General features: G+C 41.4%; 28 protein-coding genes. 8 read left to right on the top strand and 20 right to left on the bottom strand.

Features of this window, described 5'->3' with window-relative positions; translation table 11 throughout:
• Positions 1 to 36: 36 nt before the first annotated feature.
• On the bottom strand, positions 37 to 333 hold the full coding sequence (locus M2135_RS04055; protein ID WP_280747323.1) for a hypothetical protein: 297 nt from the start codon (positions 331 to 333) through the stop codon (positions 37 to 39).
• A gap of 177 nt (positions 334 to 510) precedes the next feature.
• Between M2135_RS04055 and M2135_RS04050 the strand changes: the two genes are divergently transcribed.
• Together M2135_RS04050 and M2135_RS04045 are read left to right on the top strand one after the other, a co-directional pair.
• A complete protein-coding gene (locus M2135_RS04050; RefSeq protein WP_280747322.1) occupies positions 511 to 759 on the top strand; it encodes a helix-turn-helix transcriptional regulator in 249 nt (82 codons plus the stop codon).
• 4 nt (positions 760 to 763) lie between these two features.
• On the top strand, positions 764 to 985 hold the full coding sequence (locus M2135_RS04045; protein WP_280747321.1) for a hypothetical protein: 222 nt from the start codon (positions 764 to 766) through the stop codon (positions 983 to 985).
• A 123-nt stretch (positions 986 to 1108) separates the two neighbouring features.
• Here M2135_RS04045 and M2135_RS04040 read toward each other — a convergent pair whose 3' ends face one another.
• The 15 genes from M2135_RS04040 to M2135_RS03970 form a co-directional block, all read right to left on the bottom strand.
• Positions 1109 to 1504 carry a pilus assembly protein HicB gene (locus tag M2135_RS04040; protein ID WP_280747320.1) on the bottom strand — a complete coding sequence of 132 codons (396 nt, stop codon included), beginning with the start codon at positions 1502 to 1504 and terminating at the stop codon, positions 1109 to 1111.
• A gap of 70 nt (positions 1505 to 1574) precedes the next feature.
• The gene (locus tag M2135_RS04035; RefSeq protein WP_280747319.1) at positions 1575 to 1757 is read right to left on the bottom strand and encodes a type II toxin-antitoxin system HicA family toxin; all 183 of its coding nucleotides are present in this window, start codon (positions 1755 to 1757) and stop codon (positions 1575 to 1577) included.
• 163 nt (positions 1758 to 1920) lie between these two features.
• The gene (locus M2135_RS04030) at positions 1921 to 2256 is read right to left on the bottom strand and encodes a hypothetical protein (protein WP_280747318.1); all 336 of its coding nucleotides are present in this window, start codon (positions 2254 to 2256) and stop codon (positions 1921 to 1923) included.
• Positions 2237 to 2422, bottom strand: a complete 186-nt coding sequence (locus M2135_RS04025; protein WP_280747317.1) for a hypothetical protein — start codon at positions 2420 to 2422, stop codon at positions 2237 to 2239. The genes M2135_RS04030 and M2135_RS04025 overlap by 20 nt, the downstream gene beginning before the upstream one ends.
• Entirely contained in the window at positions 2412 to 2708 is a 297-nt protein-coding gene (locus M2135_RS04020) for a hypothetical protein (RefSeq protein ID WP_280747316.1), read from the bottom strand. The genes M2135_RS04025 and M2135_RS04020 overlap by 11 nt, the downstream gene beginning before the upstream one ends.
• Positions 2709 to 2978: 270 nt before the next feature.
• Entirely contained in the window at positions 2979 to 3323 is a 345-nt protein-coding gene (locus M2135_RS04015; protein ID WP_280747315.1) for a hypothetical protein, read from the bottom strand.
• A 20-nt stretch (positions 3324 to 3343) separates the two neighbouring features.
• Positions 3344 to 3565, bottom strand: a complete 222-nt coding sequence (locus M2135_RS04010) for a hypothetical protein (protein WP_280747314.1) — start codon at positions 3563 to 3565, stop codon at positions 3344 to 3346.
• 84 nt (positions 3566 to 3649) lie between these two features.
• On the bottom strand, positions 3650 to 7495 hold the full coding sequence (locus tag M2135_RS04005; protein WP_280747313.1) for a tape measure protein: 3846 nt from the start codon (positions 7493 to 7495) through the stop codon (positions 3650 to 3652).
• 363 nt (positions 7496 to 7858) lie between these two features.
• The gene (dnaB, locus tag M2135_RS04000) at positions 7859 to 9229 is read right to left on the bottom strand and encodes a replicative DNA helicase (protein WP_280747312.1); all 1371 of its coding nucleotides are present in this window, start codon (positions 9227 to 9229) and stop codon (positions 7859 to 7861) included.
• Positions 9174 to 9809: a DUF6291 domain-containing protein gene (locus tag M2135_RS03995; RefSeq protein WP_280747311.1), complete on the bottom strand. Its 636-nt coding sequence runs from the start codon at positions 9807 to 9809 to the stop codon at positions 9174 to 9176. The genes dnaB and M2135_RS03995 overlap by 56 nt, the downstream gene beginning before the upstream one ends.
• The gene (locus tag M2135_RS03990; RefSeq protein ID WP_280747310.1) at positions 9799 to 10017 is read right to left on the bottom strand and encodes an AbrB family transcriptional regulator; all 219 of its coding nucleotides are present in this window, start codon (positions 10015 to 10017) and stop codon (positions 9799 to 9801) included. The genes M2135_RS03995 and M2135_RS03990 overlap by 11 nt, the downstream gene beginning before the upstream one ends.
• Positions 10018 to 10103: 86 nt before the next feature.
• Positions 10104 to 10454 (bottom strand): helix-turn-helix domain-containing protein, encoded by a 351-nt coding sequence (locus M2135_RS03985; RefSeq protein ID WP_280747309.1) that lies wholly within the window; start codon positions 10452 to 10454, stop codon positions 10104 to 10106.
• A gap of 70 nt (positions 10455 to 10524) precedes the next feature.
• On the bottom strand, positions 10525 to 11295 hold the full coding sequence (locus M2135_RS03980; protein WP_280747308.1) for a hypothetical protein: 771 nt from the start codon (positions 11293 to 11295) through the stop codon (positions 10525 to 10527).
• A gap of 47 nt (positions 11296 to 11342) precedes the next feature.
• Positions 11343 to 12680 (bottom strand): site-specific integrase, encoded by a 1338-nt coding sequence (locus M2135_RS03975; protein WP_280747307.1) that lies wholly within the window; start codon positions 12678 to 12680, stop codon positions 11343 to 11345.
• A 286-nt stretch (positions 12681 to 12966) separates the two neighbouring features.
• Positions 12967 to 14133, bottom strand: coding sequence for an ATP-binding protein (locus M2135_RS03970; RefSeq protein ID WP_280747306.1), 1167 nt, complete (start codon positions 14131 to 14133; stop codon positions 12967 to 12969).
• A gap of 36 nt (positions 14134 to 14169) precedes the next feature.
• Here M2135_RS03970 and M2135_RS03965 point away from each other — a divergent pair, with 36 nt between their 5' ends.
• From M2135_RS03965 to M2135_RS03950, 4 genes are all read left to right on the top strand, one after another.
• Positions 14170 to 14781 carry a hypothetical protein gene (locus tag M2135_RS03965; RefSeq protein WP_280747305.1) on the top strand — a complete coding sequence of 204 codons (612 nt, stop codon included), beginning with the start codon at positions 14170 to 14172 and terminating at the stop codon, positions 14779 to 14781.
• Positions 14782 to 15315: 534 nt separating this feature from the next.
• Positions 15316 to 15468, top strand: coding sequence for a hypothetical protein (locus M2135_RS03960; protein WP_280747304.1), 153 nt, complete (start codon positions 15316 to 15318; stop codon positions 15466 to 15468).
• A gap of 115 nt (positions 15469 to 15583) precedes the next feature.
• Entirely contained in the window at positions 15584 to 17173 is a 1590-nt protein-coding gene (locus tag M2135_RS03955) for a serine hydrolase (RefSeq protein WP_280747303.1), read from the top strand.
• An 8-nt stretch (positions 17174 to 17181) separates the two neighbouring features.
• Positions 17182 to 19029: a ChbG/HpnK family deacetylase gene (locus tag M2135_RS03950; protein ID WP_280747302.1), complete on the top strand. Its 1848-nt coding sequence runs from the start codon at positions 17182 to 17184 to the stop codon at positions 19027 to 19029.
• Between the two features lie 148 nt (positions 19030 to 19177).
• Here M2135_RS03950 and kdsB read toward each other — a convergent pair whose 3' ends face one another.
• Entirely contained in the window at positions 19178 to 19921 is a 744-nt protein-coding gene (gene kdsB / locus M2135_RS03945; protein WP_280747301.1) for a 3-deoxy-manno-octulosonate cytidylyltransferase, read from the bottom strand.
• An 87-nt stretch (positions 19922 to 20008) separates the two neighbouring features.
• On the opposite strand from kdsB, the gene M2135_RS03940 reads away from it, so the two are divergent.
• Positions 20009 to 20647, top strand: coding sequence for an ATP-binding protein (locus M2135_RS03940; RefSeq protein ID WP_280747300.1), 639 nt, complete (start codon positions 20009 to 20011; stop codon positions 20645 to 20647).
• A 39-nt stretch (positions 20648 to 20686) separates the two neighbouring features.
• Here the strand turns inward: M2135_RS03940 and M2135_RS03935 are convergent, their stop codons facing one another.
• Genes M2135_RS03935 through M2135_RS03925 form a run of 3 tightly spaced genes read right to left on the bottom strand, consistent with a single transcriptional unit; the run spans position 20687 to position 22944 of the window.
• A complete protein-coding gene (locus M2135_RS03935) occupies positions 20687 to 21064 on the bottom strand; it encodes a VOC family protein (protein ID WP_280747299.1) in 378 nt (125 codons plus the stop codon).
• Between the two features lie 20 nt (positions 21065 to 21084).
• On the bottom strand, positions 21085 to 21807 hold the full coding sequence (locus M2135_RS03930; protein ID WP_280747298.1) for an MBL fold metallo-hydrolase: 723 nt from the start codon (positions 21805 to 21807) through the stop codon (positions 21085 to 21087).
• A 12-nt stretch (positions 21808 to 21819) separates the two neighbouring features.
• Positions 21820 to 22944 (bottom strand): aldose epimerase family protein, encoded by a 1125-nt coding sequence (locus M2135_RS03925; RefSeq protein WP_280747297.1) that lies wholly within the window; start codon positions 22942 to 22944, stop codon positions 21820 to 21822.
• A gap of 574 nt (positions 22945 to 23518) precedes the next feature.
• On the opposite strand from M2135_RS03925, the gene M2135_RS03920 reads away from it, so the two are divergent.
• Positions 23519 to 24943, top strand: coding sequence for a Gfo/Idh/MocA family oxidoreductase (locus tag M2135_RS03920; RefSeq protein WP_280747296.1), 1425 nt, complete (start codon positions 23519 to 23521; stop codon positions 24941 to 24943).
• Positions 24944 to 24963: the final 20 nt, after the last annotated feature.

The following is a 24963-nucleotide window of genomic DNA, read 5'->3' as shown; positions in this document are numbered from 1 at the left end:
TATTTCATGCGATGCGGGAAATCCCGTGACGGGGGATTAATCTCCGAAATAACGATACCGTGAACCTTCACCGTGATAGTAGTCGTAAAGGTTAGCTTTTGGCAGGTTTTCCATTGCTACTTTATACTCTTCAGACGCTTGCCACTTAGCTAATCTTTCTTTCTCTGCTTCGATAGCTGCCTGTTCTGCCCGGTAGATAACGTATTCCTTTTCTACTTCCCAAGCTCTACGAAGGCATTCAGCGAAACTGTCAGAATATTTGTACTTACCTTTGTAGATTTTCCAAGCCCGGTTCATTACGTCTCTCTTGCTTATTTTTGATGTTGTTGTCATGATTATATCTTTTATGTTCTTTTCTATACTGCAAATATAGCCTATAAGATATAATTACACAAGTGTTTTGTCAACTATTTTTACCATGAAAGCTATATTTAACATTATTTTATATCTTTCATGCTATTTATAGGTGTTATTCTATTACTTTTGTGATATAACATAAAAGACATAATGATGAGTACAAGAATTAAAGATCTGTGTAAAGAGAAAGGAGTAACTATTAGTGCTATTGCAGAACAAATAGGCACAACTCAAACAAGCCTAAGTCGGGCATTAGGTGAAAATGGTAATCCTACATTAGACACATTACAAAAAATAGCTACTGCATTAGGAGTTTCAATGTCTGACCTCTTCGAGCAACCAGCTAAAGATGTAGTGAACTGCCCGTACTGTGGTGGGAAGATAAAGATAGGGAAGGAGTGAAAATATGAAAAGCGAATACTTCAAAAAACAATACCAGTATATTGTTGATGAGATCGACTATACTGATGAAGTCGAGTTTAAAATGAGATTAAATTTTGCCGGTGATAGAGGCTGGGAGTTAGTCAATGTAAAGTGGATAGAATTAAGAGTGAGTGATAAAATCTGCTACAAAACGATTTGCACTTTCAAACGAGAAAAATTAAAGGCACCTCCTGGTGAGGAATAAAATTTCCTTATGCCCTAAGTGTGGAACTACATTAGAGATAAAGGAGAAGGAATAAAACAAAAAGGATCGCTATTATGCGACCCTTTTCTTTTGTTAAGTTAAATTTGTATCTGATGATACTATTCAGAATTTAGCTGCTGCTAATTCGTTTCCTATAGCATGAACGCTGGCCATTATCTTGCCGTACTGCTTTTCACTTGCCTGTGCCAGTCCGTTTTTATATCGACGGAGCAACGAGGGGTTAATGCCTGTTTTGCGTGCCAACTCGGAGACATTCAGAATTGTAAAGTAATTAAAGAATGATTGGAGATCATATTTCCATTCAAACTCAATAACAGGCGTTTCTTTGCCGTCTTCCGCATTCATTTCTTTTATTTCGTCATAGGCTTTCTGCAAATCAGCTTTTGCTTCTTCGACCGAATCCCCATAACCAAACAATCCAAACCCTTCAAACTCTTGATCTGTATAGCAAGAGTAAAAACCATCCGAGGCCTTTTCAATAACAAAAACTACTTTCATATTCTTATCCATTTAATGCAAAGTTAAAGTTCAAAATTATGAGACTCATCACCCGGAAGAAAGGCAGGGATTAAATCCCCGCCAACTTCCTGATTGATTTTTCCGTACTTTTGGCAACTTCATGACTGGCGTGCCGTGGTACCGGAAATCTCTTTCCGGTGATCGGACTGAACCACATATCATGCTTGCTTCCATGCCGTACAAGAAAACAACCTGCAGCTTTTAATTCTGCAATCAGTTCTGAATACTTCATAATCTGAAAGAACTTTAACTTAACACTGCAAATGTAACGTTTTTGTTTCAATAAACCAAGAGAATATGTAACGTTTTTGTTACTTTAACATAATGGAGGTTTTCAACACAGTAACTCTGCATTTGAATATCTTACATTTCGTGTAGTGTAAAGAGGCTACCATTTAGACAACCTCCTTACGGCTACTCACCCGTATCATCATCTCTAAAAAACGCTCCCTGCGTTCTTCTTTCTCGGCAATCTGCTCAAAGGCCGATAAATTGATAACACCAAAATGCAGAGCTTTCAAAACAGCAACCTTACCGGAACGGTCGAGTTCAATATAAGGCCTGCAATCTGTTTGCTCTAAACTCGGCATCTCGCTCCATCGCTTAAACCATGCTATCGTCTTTGGAAACATTGCTGCCAACTCTGGTATTATTTCAAGATAAAGCACACTATTAGCCAGTCCGGAAAGCAGCTCTTTCCGTTGTTGTACGTTAATAGGTATCTTCTTCATGGTCTACTTTATCTCGGCTGTCAATAACTTCTATAAGCATAGGTTCAAAGCCTATCTTAGCACGCAGCAAATTCAAATCACCAGTTGAGAAGTAACCCTTTTTCAATACTTTAAGAAGCATTATTTTCACTTCTTTATCTATGGGGGTATTTTCACTATTCATCATCCAAGTTTTTTGTCAATTCATTGATTACGCTATCCAGTTGCTCATCTGACAACTGTTCAAAGTTGATTGTAGTTTCAACAGCTCGTTGTTTTGGTATAACGTATTGCGCCAACTTCTCGGCAATGCGCCATCTGTCCGCTGCCTCCATCTCCTTAAAATCTTCCTCCAATAGCTTTTGGTTCTTTGTTAGAACCTTTGCAAAAAACTCTTTTATGTCTGCCGTAACCTTGTTAGGTTTCCCTTTGGTTCGTCCGCCCGTCTTTGGTGTCCCTTTTGTTCTTCCCATATCTAAATCATTCTATTTTAGAAAAAATCGTTTTTGTCAATAAAAAACTCACATTCTCCTTTGCGGATCACTTCCTCTATCTCGTAGGGCATCCTGCACTCTGGCAAGATAATATACCAGTATCGAGCTGCACACCGCCAGCACCAGCCGTCATACTCATCAAATGTTTTCTTGTAATTTCTACACCTTGTACATATTACTGCCATAATTATAATTATTACCCCGCTCCACCTAAAGCGTTATTTGCAAAAGTGGAGCGGGTGGGTGCAACTACTTACTCATTCTCGCAATCTCTTTTATTTCCTCTGTAATATCTCCGTCCGGGTTAAACAAGTTGCGTGCATCACGTTCGTGTACCTTACGCTCTTCTTTCTCCTCATCCGTGAGATACTCCTCCCCACGTGCTATGGCTATAATTTCATCATCCGACAAAGCCAAAGCCTGTGCCTCTTCCCATTTTAATTCCTGAATTAAACGGCAATATCTTAATTGCTCGTGCAATGCTGACATTCCATTAGGCAACTCATCACCTTTCTTCGTTGCGTAATTAACAAGAATCTCATAGCATTCTTGTTTGCTTTTCAAATCGTTCTGAATTTCTTCTAAAGTTCTCATAATTAAATAACTATTAAAAATTAAACATTAAACATTCTTTTCAATGGTATAAACATATCATAGGCATTCTCCCGGGTTATGACATACGGTTGCCCTTGTATCAATACATTAAACTCTTTAACATCAACGTCTTGACTTAAAAGCCATCGTAAATGATTGCCTAATAACTCCGCTTCTGCACGTGTTAGCGGATGAGTCACATCCTTAGATGCTACATTTATGGCCGTGCCAACATTGCGCACACTAAATTCTGTTACTTCTTTTTTTCTCATTTTTTTAATTTAAAATTGTTAGTATTCATGTGTGAAATCTATAAACTTTACCTGTCAAAGCCCTAAACCTCCGCCTTTCATTTTTACCTCTATCGGGTTATTTAGCCTGTCGGCTGTTCTTTCTGTGCTTCCGGCGATCCTTTCCGATATTTGATTAAGTATTTCTGTATTATTAGCGATCATGCTGCTGCTTTGCTCTAATCTCTGGCTCAATTCTTTGATGATTCTGACGTCTTCCCAGCCTTTCATTTGCATATCACGGATAGCGGCCATAGTATTTTCCATACCAGAAAGATGTTGTACTTGCCCATCTGATCCGGATACATCCATCATGCGGCGTATATCTTCGAGGACAACACGAGCGGCACCGGTCTGGCCGGCAAGAAGATCAATGCTTTGTTGGTCTGCTTTAGTGTATGCTCCCTTTAGGGTGTTATCAGATGAAGATCCGTCCTTGTCGGTAATATCAATATTAGCCAACTCCATAGCTTGTTTATAAAGGTCATTGCCCTTCTCGGCTATCTGAGTGTAGTACTTTCTTAAAGCATCTGCTTCGGCTGCTGTTATCTCGTCGTCGCTTTTTGCTGCATCGGTAAATTGATCATACCATTTCTTTAGTTCGTTAGTCAAATACTGACTCTTAACCATCTTAAGCACAGCCTTACTCATGTGATCCTCAAACGAGTTAGCTATATCATCAAATGTCATGTCGGCTTGAGTGACAATATCATCCAAACTATCTTTTAATGTGTCGAACGAAACGCCTGTTACAGCCTCTTTAAGTGCCTCACCAAGATCATCCGTGCTGTCTTTTGCTTCAATAACAGCCTGGCCGTAAGCAGCAACTTCATCAGGAAGCTTTTCCCATAGTTCTATGTTTTTTTGCAGTTCCTCCCACTTGGCGGCATCCCAATCGAAAAGGTCTTCAAAGGAAGTAATACCAAGATCCTTTCCTAAATCTCTAACAACCCTATGTGCAAATGAATGATGATTCCAACTCTTTCCCTTATCTCCCCAAGCAGCAAGGCTGTTTTCGGCAGCTTTTAATTGATTCTTGATCATCTCTTCTATCTCTTCCGCCTGTTTAGAAGCATCTGATCCGGTAAGGGTAGATAGATATTCTTTCTGTTTGTCGATTAACTGATCGTAGAGATCGACGATCTTTTCATAGCGATCAATTTGTTTGTCGAGTTTGTCATCATTATTTCCATTGAATAACCCTCCTATGCCGGATATAAGAGAAGGTATCCCTTGTAAAAGGTCTACAATCCCGGTAAGATCACCACCGATCAATTTTGCCGCTCCTGATCCTACTTTAGTTAATCCGTCTATGGATTTAGTTATATTGTCAATGGTTTCGGCTGCACCTTCCCCGAATACTTCCTTCATGGAGTTTCCGATATCTCCAAGCATACCTCCGACATCACTAATGCCGCCTTGGATCTGTCCGAGAGCCTCCATGCCTTCTTCAGATTTGAAAGCATCTGTTATCTTGCCGCCGTTGGCTTTTGCATCTTCAATGGCTTTGCCAAGCTGCTTAAATCCGCCAATCAACGAGCCAAAAGGATCACGCTTATTAAGTTCATCACGTTTGGTTATCAATCCCTGCATCAGCTTTTCAATTGCAGGGAGATCGCCTTTTAGCGATTCAAGATCCATTCCTTCAAATCCTACAGGCACTTCAACGCCTTCAACTCCTTTAAGGTAGTCAATCAAGTGTTGTGTCTGTGAGATTATTTCTTTTAGTGAATCGTTGCTTTGTTTGCGTACATCATCGAATAGCCTTACCCATAGATCTGACTTTTCAATCATGGAAGCTTCAAGTTCTTGCAGTGCTTTTTCCTCTTCCTTTCGCAATATGGACTTTTCGCCTTCTGTTTCTGCTTTGGCTATTCTGTTTGCGTAATCCTCAGTAATAGCAAGGCGCTTCTCTTGATAGTTTCCGTATTCTTTGTTGTAGTCTATCCAAGACTGGCGTTCCTTATCCAACATTTCTTTATTCAACCGCTCAGTTTCTTGCAGTTGTTTTTTGGAAATATTGGACGTTTTGGTTTTTATTTCGGTTTGTTGATCATCAGTAAGATTGCCTCCTTGCGCATCACGCCATTCTTTCTCTTTCTGCCGTATAGCTTCTATCTCACGATCGTATTCGTTATTGATAAGGGCAAGGCGTTTTTCATAGCCTTCTTCCATGAGGTCGATGTTGTCACGGATATTGTCTTGTTGGAGGCGTAGGAGTTCTTCATTTAGTCGTTTTTCGATATCGAGTTTTTCTTTGGCCAAGCGTTCGGATTCTTTCTGAGCAGAAGTATCAACTTTAGTTACTCCTCCAAGTTTTTCAAAAGCTTCTCGTTTGGTTTTCTCATTCTCAACAGCAGATTCGTATTCTTTAGTTGTGTACTTGTTACGGTCTTTCTGGATAGATTCAAGTAAATCCTTTTCTTTCTCCCATGCTTTACGGGCGGTTTCATAGTCTGCGCCATACATGGAATCAGGTTCTTTCTTTCCTGATTGTTTCTGCAATTCCAAAAATGCTTTCTTTTCATCCTCCAATGCTTTTATTTGGGACTCGACATTTTTTAAGTCTTGCTCAGCTTCTTTCTTCCGGATTATACGGTTTCCGTTTGGAGAATAGCTTAATGACTCAATAGTCTTATTCAATGAATCTCGCTGTTTATACAAATTGCTTAGTTGGCTCTGCTTTTCCTTGCCATATCGTTTGCTCTCTTCTTCATTCAAAGATTTAACAAGTCCGGTGAGTTCAGCTACCTTTATTTTTTCAATGTCAATATCTTTAAAAAGCGTAGGATATATCTTGATGAGTTCATTATAAGCCTTTAGGCGATCCGTTTCAGCCTGTGATTCGTCCTGAATGATTCCGATCAGTTCTTTTGCACTTTCTTTGCGTTGTTCGGAAGCATCTACAATAGCTTGGTTTTTGTCTGCAAATTGTTTTTGTGCCTTCTCAGCTGCCGTTGTACTATCATGTAACGCCCACATAGCAGCGACTACCCCCATAATCAAAGTAGCTGCAAGAACGTAAGGATTCTTTAGCATAGTGGCGTTGAGTAGCTTTTGCGCTTTTTCAACCATAAGTAAAGCTTTGTAATTCGCCAACTGTGCAATGGTATAGCCTTTTTCTGTTGCGATTACGATAGCTAAGGCTGCCCGGTATACTCCATAGGTTGCGACAAGCGAAACGAGCATTTTACCGATTTTTTCATAATTGGCGACGAGGTCAGATGCGGTGCCTATTGCACTATAAATGATACCTTCATTTGCTTCTCCAATAGCATCAAACATCAATTTAAATTCATCCTGTAATTTGGAAAGTTGCCCAGTAAGTGAGGTGTTTGTTTTCCTCATCATGTCGTGAAACTTTCCACCTTCAGAGGACATATTCTTGAAGGCTTGCTCTACTAAAGGAAAACCTACCTGCCCGGCTTCGGTCATCTCGTAAATTTCTGCCGAGGTCTTGCCTAACATTTTCGCCAGCTCCTCAACAATCGGTATGCCGGCCATGGCAAAATCCCGTATTTCCCGGCTTTGCAAACGACCTAATGCGGAAACCTGACCATAATTGACGGCGATACGAGACATTGGTACCGATACACCGGCAGCAACATCGCCCAAAGCTTTCATGGTATCCATTACGTTCTCTGTTGCGATCCCCATAGCAATAAGCTGCTTCGTATTGTCTGCTACCTCTGTTATCGTAAATGGAGTTGACAATGCAAGTTCTTTAATTTCTGCCATCATCGTATCCGCTTTTTCTTTGCTGCCGAGCATCGTCTCAAAGGCAATGCCCAACTGCTGAAACTCTCCTCTAACAGTTATAACCTGCTGAACTAATCCGGCAAAAGCAGCCGTACCGCCAAGCTTTAAAAATGCTTTTTGCAAATCGCTTACCGATGATGTTGCAATCTTTATCTGATCTGATACTTGCTTACTCGTTTCGCTGGCATCTTTGCCGGCGTTCTGGATCGCTTTTCGTGATTCGGCGAGCTTTCACTTCAAATCTTCGTTGTCGCCTGTTATCTTAAAATTCAAACTCATAATGTTTTATTTAAATGATTATTACTAAACTACTTGGCCGCACTGGATGACACCTGTGTCCTAATGCCTTCAATTATAAAGCTCTGTTTCTTTTCATCCCAAAACCGCTCAATGAATGATTGCCGCTTTTCTTTCGTGGAGAAGTAAAAGACTGTATTCTTGTTTATCCGCAAGGGGAGCAACTTGGTTTCATCCGGTGATTCCATACTAAAAAGATAAATTGCTGTTACAATCTGCTATCTTTGTCAAAGAATGATTGTACCGAAAGCGTATATCACCGGTTGCGCCATCACGCTGCTTTGCGATCCGCAGAACACCTTCACCTTTAGGTGCTGCATCATCGTAATATTCCGGGCGATGAATAAAAAGAACCATATCCGCATCCTGTTCGATTGCTCCTGATTCTCGAAGATCAGATAACAATGGCATCTTATCCGATCGATCCTCTACCTTGCGGGATAGCTGGGATAGCAAGATAACAGGAACGCCTAATTCTTTGGCCATGATCTTAGCTGCACGGCTGGCCTGTGTAACTTCCTGTTCTCGGTTGTAGGTCTTGTTCTGACTCCGCATATCGACCAATTGCAAATAATCGATAAAAACAATGCTGCATTTGTCCTTTTTCTGTGCATTACGGGCACGTATCTTTATTTGCGACATCGACATACTCGGAGTGTCGTCTATGGTTACAGGTAAAGAATATAGAGCGTCAGAGGCATTGCAAAGTTTCATTTCCTCATCGTCGGTTAATTTTCCAGAGGCTAAACGATATGAATCTACGTCACATTCGGATAGCAACATCCTACTTGTTAAGCCCTGTACATCCATCTCCAGTGAAAATATCATTGCAGGAGTACCAGCTAAAGAGGCTGACTTAGCAAGATGAAGCATTAACGCCGTCTTCCCCATTGCCGGCCGAGCCGCAAGGATAATAAGCTGCCCCGGCTTCCAACCCCCATTCGTTATGAAATTTAAGTCTTTTAAACCTGTGTCGATACCGGATTTTAAGCCTTGCAATGCAAGCGACTTCCTTTTGCTGTACAATTCAACTGCCTTATAGGCAGCTTCTCCGATAGAGTGAGAAACCATGTTGTAGCAAGCGGAACCGGAAATATTTTCAATCTCTTTCAATGCCTCATCTATCGTATCCGATACGTCCAGCGTCTGATCCGCCGCTTTAACGGCTATCATCTGACAAGCAATAGAAAGCTGACGAGATAACATGAGCTGGTGTAGATGCCTGGCGTGATCTGTGATATGGGAAGATGAAGCAACTGCAGAGGATAACTCGGCTAAGATTACCGGCCCGCCCACTTCATCTAACTTGCCGGATTTAGTCAATTCTCCCATAACAGTTATAAGGTCAATACTCTCTCCTTTATCATAGAGAGTGATAATTGCTCTGTAAATCTCTCCATGACGACTATCGTAGAACGTCTCCGGGGATAAAATACTTGCTACTTCGTTTATAGCTGTACTTTCAATCAACAAAGCACCTACAACCGCCTTCTCTGCTTCCAGGCTATTCGGCAGGAGCTGTAACGAATTTATATCGGGGTTCTTCTGTTTTTGCTTCATTTTGTTGTTTGTTTATTGGTAATTCATCGTTCCATACTTCCTGATTGATATAAACCTCAAAGTTTTTCCGGAATCGTTTATCAGGAGTTGATCTTACATATAGGGGAATATGATTTAAGGCAAGTTTTTTGTTTTTACTCGAAAGTTTATTCCACCGGTTTATACTTGTTTTTTTATTTCCTTTTTTCTCATATAAACTCCAAATAAAATCAAAGGATAACTCACTCGTTGAATCGAACGATTCGACAATATTAATATCAGTATCAGTATCAGTATCGGTATGTTTCGTATTCGAATTATTCGATTCTATACGATCGTATTCCTTCGTATTGAAATCGTTCCATCGCTTACGAATGTTTTCTTTATTTCTTTCACACTTTTTTTCGTACTTCTCTGAATCTATATCCATAGCCGTGCGAATAAATGAGAAAGCCATACTCACTAATGGGGGCAAATCGCTTGGAATCTCTCCACTCATTGCATAACCGAATACAACATCAAGTAACAACCCTTTATCCTCAAGTGATAAGCCCTTTATGGCCTCGTATTGCTGGAAGTACAAGACTAAACTATTCTTCATTACCACCCGCCTCCGCCGGGAATAATTCGCCTTGGCGATCATTGGATGCTAACCAGTATAGCTTCCGATTGTCCGGTAAGCGAAGGTCTACTATATTCCAGCCTTGCTTGCGTAGGTCAGAGATCACCTTGCGGAAATCGTTACTTTTTGTGATAGAGTTCCCCTCTTTAGCTGTGACTTTTTTGCCAGAGAGCAAAAGAGCTTTCACTGTGGTACGTATTCGGGTAGAATGATTATCTTTGCAGTGTTCCTGTGATTGCCCACGCTGCCCGGCGGGGCTTTCTTTTTTTGGTGTCATCCAGTGCGGCCTCCTTTTTTCTTAAAGTTGTCTTCCAGCCCATTCAGCCTCTCTGATCTGGTCTTCACCGACCCAGATTCGATCCAATCAAGAATAACAGATGTGTCAAAGAGGACACGACCGCAAACTTTCTTGCTCCCGGGTATCTCCTTCTTGCAATTCTTAATATTAATAGTAGAGGTAGAATAGCCTGTTAATTCGGCTAATTGAGGAACAGTTAAGAACTTGGGTAGTTCTTTTTGTGGTGGTATCGGTTCATTTTCTTGCGCTAACCGAAAAGCATCCATAAATTGCCCAACGGTTAAGCAGGCAATCGGGGTGTTGTAGTCAATGTTTTTTGTATCCATTTGTACTATCTTTTAATTTGATAGCACAAAAGAATATAATATAATTATCTAAATATCAAATATTTATTTCCTATTTTTCTGTTTCGGAAATTTCGGAAATTGAAGGAAAATTGAAGAAATGCGGATTAAAGGATTTGTTAGTGAGATCGGCTTCTTTGTTATCTTTTATTATGTTCCGAATCTGTCTCTCTGACATTCTCAGAGAATAATTATCCATGATTTTTTCAATAAAAGAAGCCTTTGGGTCTTTAGTCAGCCATCCTTGATGCTTCAGCGTTAATATGAACAACGTAAAATCCCGGGCATCATGGATAAACACTCCGTTGTTATTAATATGATTATTGCTTTCAAGCCATTTAACCGCTTTTAGATATGCTTGTTTAGAAACAAAATAATCCTGAAAAAGCGGTTCTTTTTTATTTGGCTTACCTTTTGGTTTGCCTTCTTTCTCAACCAATTTGCGATAAACAATTAAAGATACTAAACCACGTCTTGCCAAGTGAAGTCTTTCTTTATTATTCCACCAGCCCCACAATGTGTCATACATATCATCGAGAGAAATGTTTTGCTCTAAGTATTGGTAGCCTGTCGGATTATTGACGGCGGCATCGTACCATTCTTTAGCCTCTTTTTCAAGAAATTTATCTTTATCAAAAGGCATAGTTCTGTATCTTTTTAGGACATCAGATGATAAACTATTTGCGGCTTCTATTGTATCAGCAATCAACTTTATAATTTCCAATGCCGTAGGGTCTCCTGCTTCTTTCTCTTGTTCATCATCAAAAGCTCTTCTTATAATAGCATCAGCATTATCATTAAACTTCGTCAAAACACGATACATGTAATTTCTCTTTTTTGTAAATTGTGAATAATTCATTTTGCGATATGTTATATTAATCCATCACTTTCGTTTGCCAAATAATCCGTATCAAAACTATCTAAATAGATCTTAGTAGTAGCCAAGTCCTCATGACCAAGGGCTTGCTGTATCACTTCCATGCTCTTGCCGCTATTTAGCATGGCCATAGCATATGAATGCCGGGAATAGTAGGTGCTTATCTTTGATAATGCTTCCGGGAAATCCAATTCTTTTGCGATCTCCTTTAGGTATTTACTGTACTTATTTCTCCGGTTGATAATATGGTTCTGCAATTCCTCATCTTTCAAATTCTTTGTAATGCATGGCAACAGATAATCTCCGATAGTAGAATAGTTATCCCGAAACCAATCTAACTGCTCCCTTATTTCCGGGCGGATCTGTATTGTGTAGTCCTTATGTGTTTTGCTTCGGTTGTATTCTATTATCTCTATTGGCTTGCCATCCTTTGTTATTGCCTTCTTTATATCTGACTTTTTGAGTTTCGCCAAATCAACATAGGAACACCCATACAGGTAGAATGATAAAAGGAACAGCCGACGGCTATACTCTAATGGCTCACGCTCAAATACCGTGTTTTTCAGAGTGGAAAGATACTCTTTAGGAATAAACCGCTTTCGAGTTGTCTCTTTGAGTTTTCCGATATGGAATACCTTCTTTGTGTCTGTATATTCGTTGGAGAAACAATACGCCTCTTTACTTCCACATCCGTCTTTGATAGCGTTATTCATCAATGCTCGCAATGTTCTGAAATAGTAGCTCACAGTATTCCCCTTTACGCCTCTGTCATTCTTTAGATACAAATAGAATTTATTTACTACCGAGTAGTCGAAATCATGGAAGTACAACCTATCAACTTTTACTTTCTTGTCTTTCTGAAAGCATTCCAAGAGAACTAACAACCGGGAATAGGCAGTTGCATTACCATAGTGTTTTTCTGACTTTAGTTTTTCTATGTGCTGTTTTAAGTAGTCAATCACAAGCACTTTTTTTGATTCATTGATAAACTTCTGCTCAAACATCTTGAAAGTCCAATCCGTATTGTTACGGTCAAACTCATCTATAATCTCCTTTGCCCGGATCTTCTTTCTGTCGATAAAGTCATTTTTTACAGCATATCCTTCTATTTCTACTCTTTTGCCCTGTTCATCTTCTGCATACGTGGAAGGATTTAGCCGCTTATCCCGGATAAAGTAGCCGTTTTCGTTATCAAATTGTTTAGTAGTCGCAGAAAAGCCGAGAGAAAAATATTTTCTATTCCCTTGTCCTTTGGATACCCTTAACATGACCGGATATGTGCCATCGGATAAAACTTTGCTTTGAAATAATATTACTGATATTTTTGCCATAAATAACCCGGTTTACACTCGGTTTACACTCTTTAGTAAATATAGGTATAAAAACTATGTTTTAGCAACCTATTGCTATACAGTGCAAATATAATCATTTATAACTATTTACAAGTAAAATATAAAACAAATTTACCCTACCGGGGGGCGTGTGGTCGCAGGTTCAAATCCTGTCATCCCGACGGCTAATTAACAGAGACTTACAAGAGATTGTAAGTCTTTTTTATTCATGCGTGACGGATTCGTGACGGATCTCGGGTGCAATAAGTATGCTAAGAGTTATTCCTTATTTAAACAGTATGTTTCTTACTTTTTCGGTGAAGGCATATCCACCTGATTTGGGCGCTCCTCTGAATTCAACAATATCATGTTCTCTAAGAGTGCGAAGATAGCGTTCTGCAGTAGCAATACTTTTATTTAATCTCTCTGCTATTCTTACGGCATTAAGACCCGGGGCATCTAATATAATTCTCAAAGTTTCTTTTATACCCTCATTTACACCCTCATTTACACCCTCACCGATGAGGGCGCAAATTTTATCAATCTCTCCTTCAATCACATGCTGCACCATTATACCCTTATTTACACCCTCATTTATAGCCTCATCCTGCTCTTCTTTCCGCCAAAGAACAACCCTAAAGTTCTCTTCTTGAATAAACTCCGGTTCTCTTAATCCGATTGCCTTACATTGCTTTACTATATCTCTTGTTCCTGTTCCCATTCTCTCGATATAGCCAGCCAAATATATTGGGTTGGCGAGTATCGGATTTGTCGGAACGGAAGGATGCGGCAATAGGAGTTTTGCGGTGGTAAGTCCGTAAGGTAATGCTCCTGGATTCCAGACTTCCAGCCTGTTGCGAAATAGCATCACCTGAACGCTGGCGTTACTGGTATAGTCGCGATGCGTTACAGCATTTACAATTGCCTCCCGAACAGCCTCTAATGGAAGTTCGTAATCCACATCTACATCGGTTCTTTTATCTCGTGTCCCTATCCGAACATCTATCCTTGACATGACAAAATCGACAGCCTGGTCAATCAGTTCAAATACATTTCCACGATATACCTGATAGGCAGGTATGGGTTTTGTAATGTCATTGCCATAGAATTGGGCACACTTGATTTCGGAAGTGATAAAAAATGACTGCGGCTTCTTGCCAAATAACAGAATGGCAGCATTCGTGAGTCGATTATCTTCCGAAATTAAATCAAGATGAGTAAGAATAGAGGGAATACCTGCTGTAAATGGAATTGGAAAGCCTCTTTTGGCTTGAGCCAGTTTGACAAAAAGGTTAACCTTTTCTTCATCTATATCGTCAAGCGTTGCTTTAGAATGAAAAATTGCATCAATGATATTATTTGCAAAGCTATCTAAATACGGAGTACAAAGATCGTGTTTTGGGGAACTTGCTTCTTTGGTCTTTTGTCCTATATTTGTAAATGAGATGACCACAATTGAGAGATCTATTACAAGGTAAAAACTGGAGTTATGCAGAATAAACAACTATATGGGCAATTATCCTGGAAAGAATTTGTATCAAAATATGACAAATCAATCGCATTTGTTTTTGGGTTGTTGACTATTGCTTTTATTATCACAGCAATGACAAACCAAACGTTTTTAAGCTGGCTTTATGAGCGACATCAAAACCAGATGAGTTGGTTTATTCGCCCTATTTTTTTGATTCCATTTTGCTTCTTTGCATACAAACGTAGCTGGACGGGAATTTCAATAACGATCTTTTGCCTTTTTACCAGTATGTTCTGGTTTCCCAAACCCGAAACAATAAGCGAACAAGTAAAAATGTTTCTCCAATTTGAAATCAATTGGCTCAATGCACAATGGGATTATAAAAAATGGTTGTTGATTTTAACCATCCCTCTTTCGTTCTTAGCCCTTGGACTTGCTTTTTGGAAACGTAGCCTTATAATAGGACTTGGCGTAGTTGTACTTATGGCTACAGGAAAAATAGTTTGGAGTATTTACAACGCCGGTGAAGCAGGAAAATCAATTCTTATCCCTGCAATAATCGGACTCGTTCTCTGCATAATACTCATTTATTACGGATTTAGACGCCTCGAAAAGAATAAAAAATTCTAACCCTAAAACGTATATAGACCGTATCATTCAGTTTAAAGCCTGGCTCTCCACCAAGTTTTTTCAATCTCTATTTATCCCCTACTATTCTCAGTAGATTCGCATCGTTTCAACATCAGCAAAACAAGATCGATCCGATTATCAAATAGTCGCCATTTTCTTCTTTTCAGTATCACATTTTACAATATAAGCCTATTTTTGCAACCAACAAAAGCGTCCACTCGCCTGTTTTAGTTCAGAAAACGGGCATTTTCACGTCTAAAGATGTTGCTTACCTCATTTCATTGCAATGATCCTTCAAAGGTATTGTGAAGATTTTTAAAATCATCACAATGTCTCTTATGAATCATTGTAATGATTTTTTCCAGTGATCTGAATCTTTTGTTGAAGAAGTTGTTTGTTGCGCTTAAAGATAGGGAAAAATCTTGTAATTTTCTTTTTTTAACTTCTCTTTTCTTCAAAATATAAGCACTATCACTGGTAATAAAATATCAACAAAACGATCGATTCTCGAACACCTCCTTCCGAATCATGCCGATGAACTTGAAATGGGCTATTGAAAATGAGTCATTGACAATAAAACAGAATCAGATTGTCTGTTACGAATTGCGCGAGAAGCGCATTTTTGAAGCGATACTTCACATTGGAATGAGACAGACGACTGACGGATGGGTTCAATTGACAGATTGACATTCTGACAGTAGCCCATCTCATCTCTTGTGATTTTATATCGAACCGACGTTACCTAAGTTGCTGAAATATCCGTTTTTTCGTAGATTTGCCTATCAATCAAAAATGCACACACATGAAAAGGCCTGAAATCCGAATCCTATTAGCCACGCTGGTCGCCCTTACCCTGCTGAATACAGCCTGTCGGGAACCCAAGTTAACCAACAGCAACTATTCCGACGGTATGTACCGCAGCACCCCTGAGCTGCAAGGCGTCGCTTCGGAAGGCATACACACCTTCATCGAAGAAGCTGAAGCACAAATGGAACTTCACAGCCTCATGTTCCTTCGTCACGGAAAAGTCATCGCCGAAGGATGGTGGCACCCCTACCGATCAACGACCAACCACCTCATGCATTCCGTCAGTAAAACATTTACATCCACTGCGATCGGATTTGCCGTACAAGAACAACTACTCACAGTCGAAGACCGGGTGATCTCATTTTTCCCCGATAAAACCCCTCAAAACCCCTCACAATACCTGCAAGAGCTTCGGGTAAAAGACCTACTCACCATGAGCGTAGGACAAACCCCGCCGCCGACATTCTATATCACCGACCACGACTGGGTCAAATCATTCCTTGATACCAACATCCAGATTGAACCCGGAACGACCTTTGAATATAGTTCATACGCCACCTATATGTTATCCGCAATCATCCATAAAGTCACAGGAGAAAGTACCTACGACTACCTCACCCCTCGACTGTTCGAACCCTTAGAGATAAAAAACATCCAGTGGGAAACCGATACACAAGGAATCAACAGCGGAGGCTGGGGGATGCGCATCAAAACAGCCGACATGGCCAAACTCGGACAATTCTACCTCCAAAAAGGAAAATGGCACAACAAACAATTATTATCGGCCGACTGGATCGATGAAGCGACAGCGCCACATATCTATCAGCGACCCGATCGGACACCTGATGAAAACAGCAACGACGACTGGGCACAAGGATATGGATACCAGATCTGGCGATGCACCCACAACGCCTATCGCGCCGATGGAGCCAACGGACAGTTTATCATCATCCTGCCCGAACAAGATGCGGTCATTGCCATCACGGCCTCCCTCAACGATATGCAAAAAGAACTCTCCCTCGTTTGGAAACACCTTCTCCCTGCTATCATCAGTAATAGGCCAATCAAAAAAGATGAAGCGGCAAACGAATTATTGACCAGCAAACTCTCTTCCCTCAAAATACCCGACCCATCCCGTACTAATGATGAGGTTGAAGCGGCACGAAACATCACCTATACGTTCTCCATGAATCCGAATGAACAGCAAATCAGCGAACTGACTCTTCATCTGGATGCACAGGCAAACTGTCTACTCACGCTCACAACAATAGACAAACAATACCCATTATCCTTTGGAAATGACACCTGGAAATTTGGAGAAACCGAACGATTATCACCCTATTTCTCCTCCCCACGGCGTAATCCCGAAGGACTACTTCCGCTTAAAACAGCTGGATTCGGAAGCTGGATCACGAAAGACAACCTGAAATTAACACTCCTGTATGTTACAGATGCCCGATCGGAAACATTTGACTGCCAATTGGCCGGCAATAAAATAACTGTCACCCTCACCAACAGCATGTCACCCTCCGACCCGCCAATCCTGTTGACAGGTCAATTCAAAGAACAACAAACAACCAAATAACACAAAAAATGCAAACACACACATTCAAAAAGATGATCTGTCTGGCCATACTTCTGGTCGTAAACAGCACCATCTTCGGACAATCCAATCCACGGCTCATCGTCCGCTCCGATGATATGGGCTCATTCCATTCAGCCAATCTTGCTGCAATCGACGGCTATGTAAACGGTATCCAGACCTCTATCGAAGTAATGGTAGTCACCCCCTGGTTTCCCGAAGCTGTAAAAATGCTCCGCGAACATCCCGGACTCGATGTCGGCATACACCTTGCCATCACCAGCGAATGGGACAACATCAAATGGCGGCCCCTCACCCATTGCCCCAGCCTGGTCGATAGTGACGGATACTTCTTTCCCATGATGGGTCCCAATGCGTCCTATCCCGGATTAGCCATCACCGAAAACAAATGGAAACTTCCCGAAATAGAACAGGAATTCAGAGCACAGATAGAGTTGGGGCTTAAAAACATGCCACAAGCCAGTCACCTCACAGGTCATATGCTCTCCACCGGTTTCGATCCTGAAGTGGTCAAAATGGTCAAACGTTTGGCTGAAGAGTACAATCTGCCCGCTGTCGACCGCCAAGATGCCATGAGTCAATACAACTTCTCCTATGTCGGATACGACGGACCTAAAAAAACCTCCGCAGAAAAAGAAGCCGCTTTCATCAAAATGCTCGATAAACTGGAAGGTGGTAAAACCTATATGTTCCTCGATCACCCCGCATACAACGATTCCGAAATGCAAACCGTAGGGCATATCGGCTACGAAGATGTCGCCATCGACCGTCAGGGCGTGACCGATCTGTTAACCAGCCCACGCGTAAAAAAAGCAATCACCGACCGGAGTATCCAGCTTATCAGCTACAATGAACACCTCAAAGCTTTGCCACGGGGAGATGCCTCGAAAAAGATGAACAGAGCTTTTGAAAACTATAAACAAGCCGTACAAAAATCCGGACAAGACCTTCATAGCATTATGATCCTCCAGCACGGCAAGGTAATCGCAGAAGAGTGGATGAGTGAAGGTGATCCACAAAAGACACATATCCTCAATTCTGTAAGCAAAACATTCACCGCTTCAGCCATCGGATTTGCAGTCACCGAAGGGAAACTGAAAGTCACCGATAAAGTCATCTCTTTCTTCCCCGATAAACTTCCGGCACAAGTGTCACCATATCTGCAAGAATTGGAAATCCGTCACCTATTGACGATGTCGGTAGGACACGACACCGACCCAACAGGAGCAATCAGACGAACAGAAGATGCCGACTGGGTAGAAACATTCCTCGCCTACCCCATCGAACATAAACCAGGTACCCTCTTTGTATACAATAGCCTGGCAACCTATATGCTCTCTGCCATCATTCAGAAAGTCACCGGAGAGAAAGTCATCGACTACCTCTATCCCCGTCTCTTCCGCCCATTAGGCATCGTGGGAGCAACCTGGCAGGAAAGCCCACAAGGCATCAATACCGGAGGCTGGGGGCTCTATGTCAAGACAGAAGATATGGCCAAACTCGGACAACTCTTCCTGCAAAAAGGAAAATGGAACGGTAAACAAATCCTTCCCGAATCCTGGATCGAAGAAGCAACAACATCTAAAATAGCCTCCCTTCCTGCAGGTGTCAAACGCGAAGATCTCAAAGTCAAACCTAAAGATAGCGACTGGCTCCAGGGCTATGGCTACCAAATGTGGCGCTGCCGGCATAACGCCTACCGCGCCGATGGCGCCAATGGACAATACATCATCATCCTACCCGAGCAAGATGCCGTCATTGTTACCACTGCCCATATCGGCGATATGCAAGCGGAGATCAACCTTATCTGGAAACATTTGTTACCGGCACTGAAATAAATCGGGAGTATATCCCACAAAATAAAAAGGTGTCTTAAACGTCTTGTAAGGACGATTAAGACACCTCTTTTTATGTCTAAAATAGCACGTATGCGTAATAACAGGGTTTTATTTGAAGAAAACTAAAGAAAGGATTCTATTTATCCCACTAAAGCAACTGAAGCGCTTTCTCCATATCTTCTGGAGTATCGATTGCAATTGTCTCCAGTTCCGTGAGCCCAACTTTTATTTTATAACCGTTATCCAGCCATCTCAATTGCTCGAGGCTTTCTATCTGCTCCAGAGTAGTGGGCGCAAGTGCGGTTAATTCTCTTAATATGTCTGCCCTATAAGCATACAAGCCAATGTGTTTGTAAAATACAAACCGTTTCAACCACTCTGTATGTTTTTCTCCTCTGACATAAGGAATGATTGAACGACTGAAATACATCGCTTCACTATTCTTATTCAAGACGACTTTAGGTATATTCGGATTAAACAGGGTCGACTCGAAATCACCATCGCGGTCGAATGCTTTGGCCAGAGTTGCTATCTGAACAGTATCCTGGTTAAAACACTGTTTCAGTATATCGATCTGCTCGGGTTGAATAAAGGGTTCATCTCCTTGAATATTAATAACGACATCGTAATCTCCACCGATCTTTGTGTACGCTTCATAACAACGATCTGTTCCGGTTTTATGATCAACAGAAGTCATCACCACACGTCCACCAAAACCATTGACCACAGCTTCTATACGATGATCATCAGTGGCCACACAAACATCATCCAATACTTTCTCGACCTGCTCGTACACGCGTTGGATCATCGGTTTACCTTTCATATCAGCCAACGGTTTTCCAGGGAAACGTGTCGAAGCATAGCGTGCCGGGATTATTCCAATAAATTTCATAAGTGTATATTATATAGCCATTTCGTTTTTTTAGATTGCCAAAGTTAGGTATTTATTTTAATTTTGCCGGTCAGAACTCCTGTCGAGGTGAAAAAGAGACATCCCATAGAAGTATTGATCGGACAAGGCGAACATCAACAACTTGATTTCAAATTCGAGGTAAGCGACAGTAAAAAAATCGCCCGTACATTAAGCGCCTTTGCCAACACCGATGGAGGACGCCTCTTGATTGGCGTAAAAGACAACGGAGTGATCGCCGGCGTTCGTAGTGAAGAAGAGTATTATATGATCGAAGCGGCCTCCGAAATGTATACCCGCCCGATTGTTCCTTTCGAAGCTACCCGGTGGGATCTGAATGGAAAGACCGTCCTTGAAGTCTATGTTTCGCCCAGCCCCAACAAACCCCATTCGGCACCCGATAAAAACGATCAGTACAAAGCGTATATCCGCGTAGCAGATGAGAATATCCTGGCCAATGAAGTTTTGATCTTCTCCTGGAAGAAGAAGTATAAACCCGACGGTACATTATTAAAAATCAGCAAACCGGTGCAAATCCTTTTCAACTGGTTAGACACTCATAATCACATCAACATCCATCAGTTCTGCCGTATCGCCCATATCAATTATTATACGGCTCGAAATATCCTAAGTGACCTGATGGCTATGAATGCTTTACACTATACAGTTGTAGACAAACGGATTGTCTATCAACGAACAGGGGCATGACATACGCACACCCCTGATTAATCTATTCCCCTTTTTTGACTATACGATCGGAAGAATTTCAATCCAGTAATCATCCGGATCATTGATGAAATACAGTCCCATTTCATCGTTTTCAAAACAGACACAACCCATCTCTTTATGAAAACGACGCACCTCCTCATAATCTCCGGCCACCCGCATGCAGAGGTGACTTTCGTTGTCGCCCAACTCATACGATCCTTTCTTGTCTCTCAGCCAGGTCAATTCAAGTAAAAAACCGGTCTGCTCATCGGTCAGATAAACCAGTATAAACGATCCGTCAGCAGCCTCTTTGCGATGATGTTCTTTCAATCCAAGCGCTTTGTTGTAAAAGGCGATGCTTTTATTCAAATCTGTTACATTAATATTGAAATGATCAAATCTGCTCTTAATTTCCATGATATACTTTCTTTAAATAATTAAAATTCTACACATTGTCCCCTCTCTTTTATATCAAAAAAAAGGGATCCTCTACTCTCAGCATACTGCTTAAATCCTTGCAACTGATCGTAATTCAATGTAAAATGCATCGGAGCAAACAATCTTGTCCGGATACGGTCTACAAACTGTTCCGCACCACGGGCATAATCCGTCCCCAGACGAGGATCAACAGGAAACATCGCCACATCCAGTTCAGGGGCCGTCTTTGCCAACAAGTCCAACTCTTTCAGATAATCCCTTTCGGCTATCGCAATTTCTTCTGCTGTCGATTCATCCTTCCAATGCCAATTATTCAGATCACCCGCATGAAAGACCGTCTTCCCTTCCGCCTGTATCAGAAAGGAGATCCCCACATCGGTCGAACCAAATGCTTTGATCGATAGATTGTCGTCTTCATAGACCTCCCCTTTCATCAGATAAACAGCATCTTCTGGCTGTGCCCGTTTATTTCTCAAAATATCCCGTGAAAAGATGTAGGAGATATCATCTTTTTCGGTTCTCCACTGAAGAACTTCCGGGTTGAAATGATCCGGATGAAAATGGGAAGATAAGACATACAGCTTCTTTTGGCGATGCAATAACTCTTTATGTACAAATCCGCCGGACGGGTCATCCGTTGTATCCATAAAATAATCGACCAACAGATCAAAATGAGTTGTTTCCAATACGAATCCGCTATGAAAAATATAGACCAGCCGCATATATCAACCAGATTATTCTACCGTGAATTTATAGATACACCGGCTATGATACTTTTCTCCGGGGCGAAGAACCGTACTTGGAAATTCCGGTTGATTCGGACTATCCGGATAATGTTGTGTCTCCAGGCAAAATGCTCCGCGATGCGGATAAATCACATTGTGTTTTCCTTTATCGGAACCACTCATGAAATTGCCCGAATAAAACTGGATACCCGGCTCGGTGGTATAGACTTCCAAACCGATGCCGCTTACCGGGCTGATGGCTTTTGCTGCCAGAACATTGATATCTCCGTTTGAATTCAACACCCAGTTGTGGTCATAACCACCTCCGTTAACCAACTGCTCAAAAGCGTCATCGATATGAGCGCCGATAGCCACCGGACGACGTAAATCCATCGGGGTAGCCTCCACCGATGCCAGTTCACCCAAAGGAATCAAGGTCTTATTCACCGGTGTATACCTATCTGCATGAATCATCAGTTGATGATCCAAGATCTGAGAACCCGGTCTGCCTGAAAGATTAAAATAGCTGTGATTGGTTAAATTCGCCAGTGTCGGTTTATCTGTTGTCGCCTCATAAGCGATATCTACTGCATTCTCATCTGTCAGTTTGTAGATCACCTTTATCGTCAGATTGCCCGGGAAACCGGCTTCACCGTCCGGTGAGATATACGTCAATTCTAATGTCTGATCATCGATCTGACGGGCATCCCACATACAGGTATGATAGCCATTCGGCCCACCATGCAAGCAATGTCCGTTATTATTTTGAGGGAGTTCATAAGTCACTCCATCCAACGTAAACCGACCATGCGCAATACGATTACCATATCGTCCGATCAGCGCACCGAAGTTTCCGTCAACCGCTACATAATCAAAAATATTGTCATACCCCAAAACAACATCTGTCAACTGACCTTCTTTGTCCGGAACCATGACAGAAACCAGCCGTCCACCATAATTGGTAATACAAGCTTCGGCGCCATTCTTGTTTGTCAACACATAAAGTCCCGTCTCTTTTCCTTCGAAAGAGGCCTCAAAATCCGCTTTTTTCAGGCCTGAAAGGGTTACTTCTTCTCTCTTTTCACTACAGCCAATCAATAGGCATATAGCCAACAGTAAATACAAGTTTTTCATTTTTAGTCTCTGTTTATTATATGAGTAGTTTCTATGAAGTAGCAAATATACATTTTATCACAATCATACAGTTAAAATATTCCGCGCTCTTTGATCTATTTGTAAAGATCTGCATATCTACTTTGCACTATCCTATAGAAATAAAAGAAGCAATTCAACTACTTTTTTGTTATACCTACCTCTGTTTTCTGTTAGAGGTACCTCTAAATCCATTTAGAGGTACGTGTAAATCAGTTTAGAGGTACGTCTAAAATTATTTAGAGGTACCTCTAACAGAAAAGTGTTATAAACTGTGTAAAAAAACCGATGGATCGTTTTGTTTTTTTGTTTGGATCGTTCAATAGAACATCCATTTACACAGGCAATCAAAAATTTATTCTAATAATATTTGATTGTACAAAAAATAATATAGATATTTGCTTTGTTCCTATTTTTTCAATAAAATGGGTGAATGTTTGTGTTTGTAAAATTATCAGTTAGATCATGAAAAGGCCACAAAAACCTACAGATCAGATATTTTCTTTGATAATTATTTGAGTATAAATATATATGTTAACTTCTTAAATCTATTTTTATGTCTAAAGAAATAAAACAACAAGGAATCAACAGACGTCAATTCCTTGGTTATTCGGCATTAGGACTTGCCGGATTGACAATCCTTCCAAGCTGGGCGCAGAATGGTGTCCGCGTTGCTCCAAGTGATCGCGTTGTTATGGGCTTCATCGGCCTTGGACGCCAGGCGTTGAGCGATTTCCGTGGATTTGCCGGAGTCCCGGGCTTACAGGTAGCAGCGTGCTGCGATGTAGACTCTATGAAGGTGACTCGCTTCCAGAAAAGAATTGCCGAATGGCAAAAACAAAAAGGCATGAACGAACGTTGCGACGGGTATGAGTTCTACGAAGACCTGTTGGAACGTAAAGATATCGATGCTGTAGAAGTGGTAACTCCCGACCACTGGCATGCATTGCAATCTATCCACGCTGCTCAGGCAGGTAAGGATATTTATTGCCAGAAACCATTGGCGTATACAATTACTGAAGGTCTGGAAATTCAAAGACAAGTACGCGATAACAAACGCGTATTGCAGGTAGGTAGCCAACAACGTTCAAGCAAAGAATTCCAAAAAGCGATCGAACTGGTACAAGCCGGTGCAATCGGTCATGTAGAAAAAATATATGCACGCGTAGGTGAACCGCCAACGCCACTGAATCTGGCAGAAGAAAAAATACCTGCAAACCTGAACTTCAATATGTGGATGGGTCCATTGAACGATCCGAAGATCCATTATCATCCAGATCTGTGTCCTCCGATCTCACTGAATCCCGAAGTAAACGAAAAACTATGGGGTGCATGGCGTTGGTATCAGGAAACCGGTAACGGTTACACTGCTGACTGGGGTGCGCATATGTTCGATATTGCTCAGGCTGCTATCGGTATGGACGGATCAGGACCGGTTGAATTTATCCCTAAAGGATATAACGGTACTCAGTGGGCGACGATGAAATACGCGAACGGTATCGTAATGACCGAACAACCATATCTGGAAGATAACAACTCTGCTCAAGGTATCAAGTTCTTCGGAACAAAGGGTTGGATCGAAGTAGCTCGCGGTTATCTGGCTTGCTCTGATTCTTCTAAAGTTCCGGCTGAATTGGCAGGAAATCGTCCGATGACTCGCGAACAACGCGAAGCTCAACGTGCTGCTCAAGGCGGTGGACAGCAACGTCCTCCACAACAACCGAATGCATTGCAGTTCGAGATCAGTTCTCCACATATGCAGAACTTCATCGACTGTGTTCGTTCACGTCAGAACCCGATCGCTCCGGTAGAAGTGGGAACAAGCACCAACACATTGTGCTGTCTGGCTAACATCTCTCGCGAATTGAACCGTCCGGTGAAATGGGATCCGGCTACATTAAGCTTTAAAGACAACGATAAGGAAGCGAAAGCACACCGTTTGTATTACTATGACTACAGACGTCCTTATTCATTGTATTAATTATATAATCTATCAATTAT

Source organism: Parabacteroides sp. PF5-9, assembly GCF_029893105.1.
GTDB lineage: Bacteria > Bacteroidota > Bacteroidia > Bacteroidales > Tannerellaceae > JARXWG01.
This window is presented reverse-complemented; position numbering and strand designations above follow the sequence as displayed.

Coding starts and splice junctions, on each gene's coding strand:
- kdsB (WP_280747301.1), bottom strand. CDS start 19,921: ATGAAATTTATTGGAATAATCCCGGCACGCTATGCTTCGACACGTTTC.
- M2135_RS03920 (WP_280747296.1), top strand. CDS start 23,519: ATGTCTAAAGAAATAAAACAACAAGGAATCAACAGACGTCAATTCCTT.
- M2135_RS04030 (WP_280747318.1), bottom strand. CDS start 2,256: ATGAAGAAGATACCTATTAACGTACAACAACGGAAAGAGCTGCTTTCC.
- M2135_RS03955 (WP_280747303.1), top strand. CDS start 15,584: ATGAAAAGGCCTGAAATCCGAATCCTATTAGCCACGCTGGTCGCCCTT.
- M2135_RS03925 (WP_280747297.1), bottom strand. CDS start 22,944: ATGAAAAACTTGTATTTACTGTTGGCTATATGCCTATTGATTGGCTGT.
- M2135_RS04020 (WP_280747316.1), bottom strand. CDS start 2,708: ATGGGAAGAACAAAAGGGACACCAAAGACGGGCGGACGAACCAAAGGG.
- M2135_RS03995 (WP_280747311.1), bottom strand. CDS start 9,809: ATGAAGAATAGTTTAGTCTTGTACTTCCAGCAATACGAGGCCATAAAG.
- dnaB (WP_280747312.1), bottom strand. CDS start 9,229: ATGAAGCAAAAACAGAAGAACCCCGATATAAATTCGTTACAGCTCCTG.
- M2135_RS04035 (WP_280747319.1), bottom strand. CDS start 1,757: ATGAAGTATTCAGAACTGATTGCAGAATTAAAAGCTGCAGGTTGTTTT.
- M2135_RS04045 (WP_280747321.1), top strand. CDS start 764: ATGAAAAGCGAATACTTCAAAAAACAATACCAGTATATTGTTGATGAG.
- M2135_RS03960 (WP_280747304.1), top strand. CDS start 15,316: ATGAACTTGAAATGGGCTATTGAAAATGAGTCATTGACAATAAAACAG.
- M2135_RS03980 (WP_280747308.1), bottom strand. CDS start 11,295: ATGTATCGTGTTTTGACGAAGTTTAATGATAATGCTGATGCTATTATA.
- M2135_RS04015 (WP_280747315.1), bottom strand. CDS start 3,323: ATGAGAACTTTAGAAGAAATTCAGAACGATTTGAAAAGCAAACAAGAA.
- M2135_RS04050 (WP_280747322.1), top strand. CDS start 511: ATGAGTACAAGAATTAAAGATCTGTGTAAAGAGAAAGGAGTAACTATT.
- M2135_RS03950 (WP_280747302.1), top strand. CDS start 17,182: ATGCAAACACACACATTCAAAAAGATGATCTGTCTGGCCATACTTCTG.
- M2135_RS04040 (WP_280747320.1), bottom strand. CDS start 1,504: ATGAAAGTAGTTTTTGTTATTGAAAAGGCCTCGGATGGTTTTTACTCT.
- M2135_RS04025 (WP_280747317.1), bottom strand. CDS start 2,422: ATGATGAATAGTGAAAATACCCCCATAGATAAAGAAGTGAAAATAATG.
- M2135_RS04055 (WP_280747323.1), bottom strand. CDS start 333: ATGACAACAACATCAAAAATAAGCAAGAGAGACGTAATGAACCGGGCT.
- M2135_RS03965 (WP_280747305.1), top strand. CDS start 14,170: ATGCAGAATAAACAACTATATGGGCAATTATCCTGGAAAGAATTTGTA.
- M2135_RS03935 (WP_280747299.1), bottom strand. CDS start 21,064: ATGGAAATTAAGAGCAGATTTGATCATTTCAATATTAATGTAACAGAT.
- M2135_RS03985 (WP_280747309.1), bottom strand. CDS start 10,454: ATGGATACAAAAAACATTGACTACAACACCCCGATTGCCTGCTTAACC.
- M2135_RS03975 (WP_280747307.1), bottom strand. CDS start 12,680: ATGGCAAAAATATCAGTAATATTATTTCAAAGCAAAGTTTTATCCGAT.
- M2135_RS03930 (WP_280747298.1), bottom strand. CDS start 21,807: ATGCGGCTGGTCTATATTTTTCATAGCGGATTCGTATTGGAAACAACT.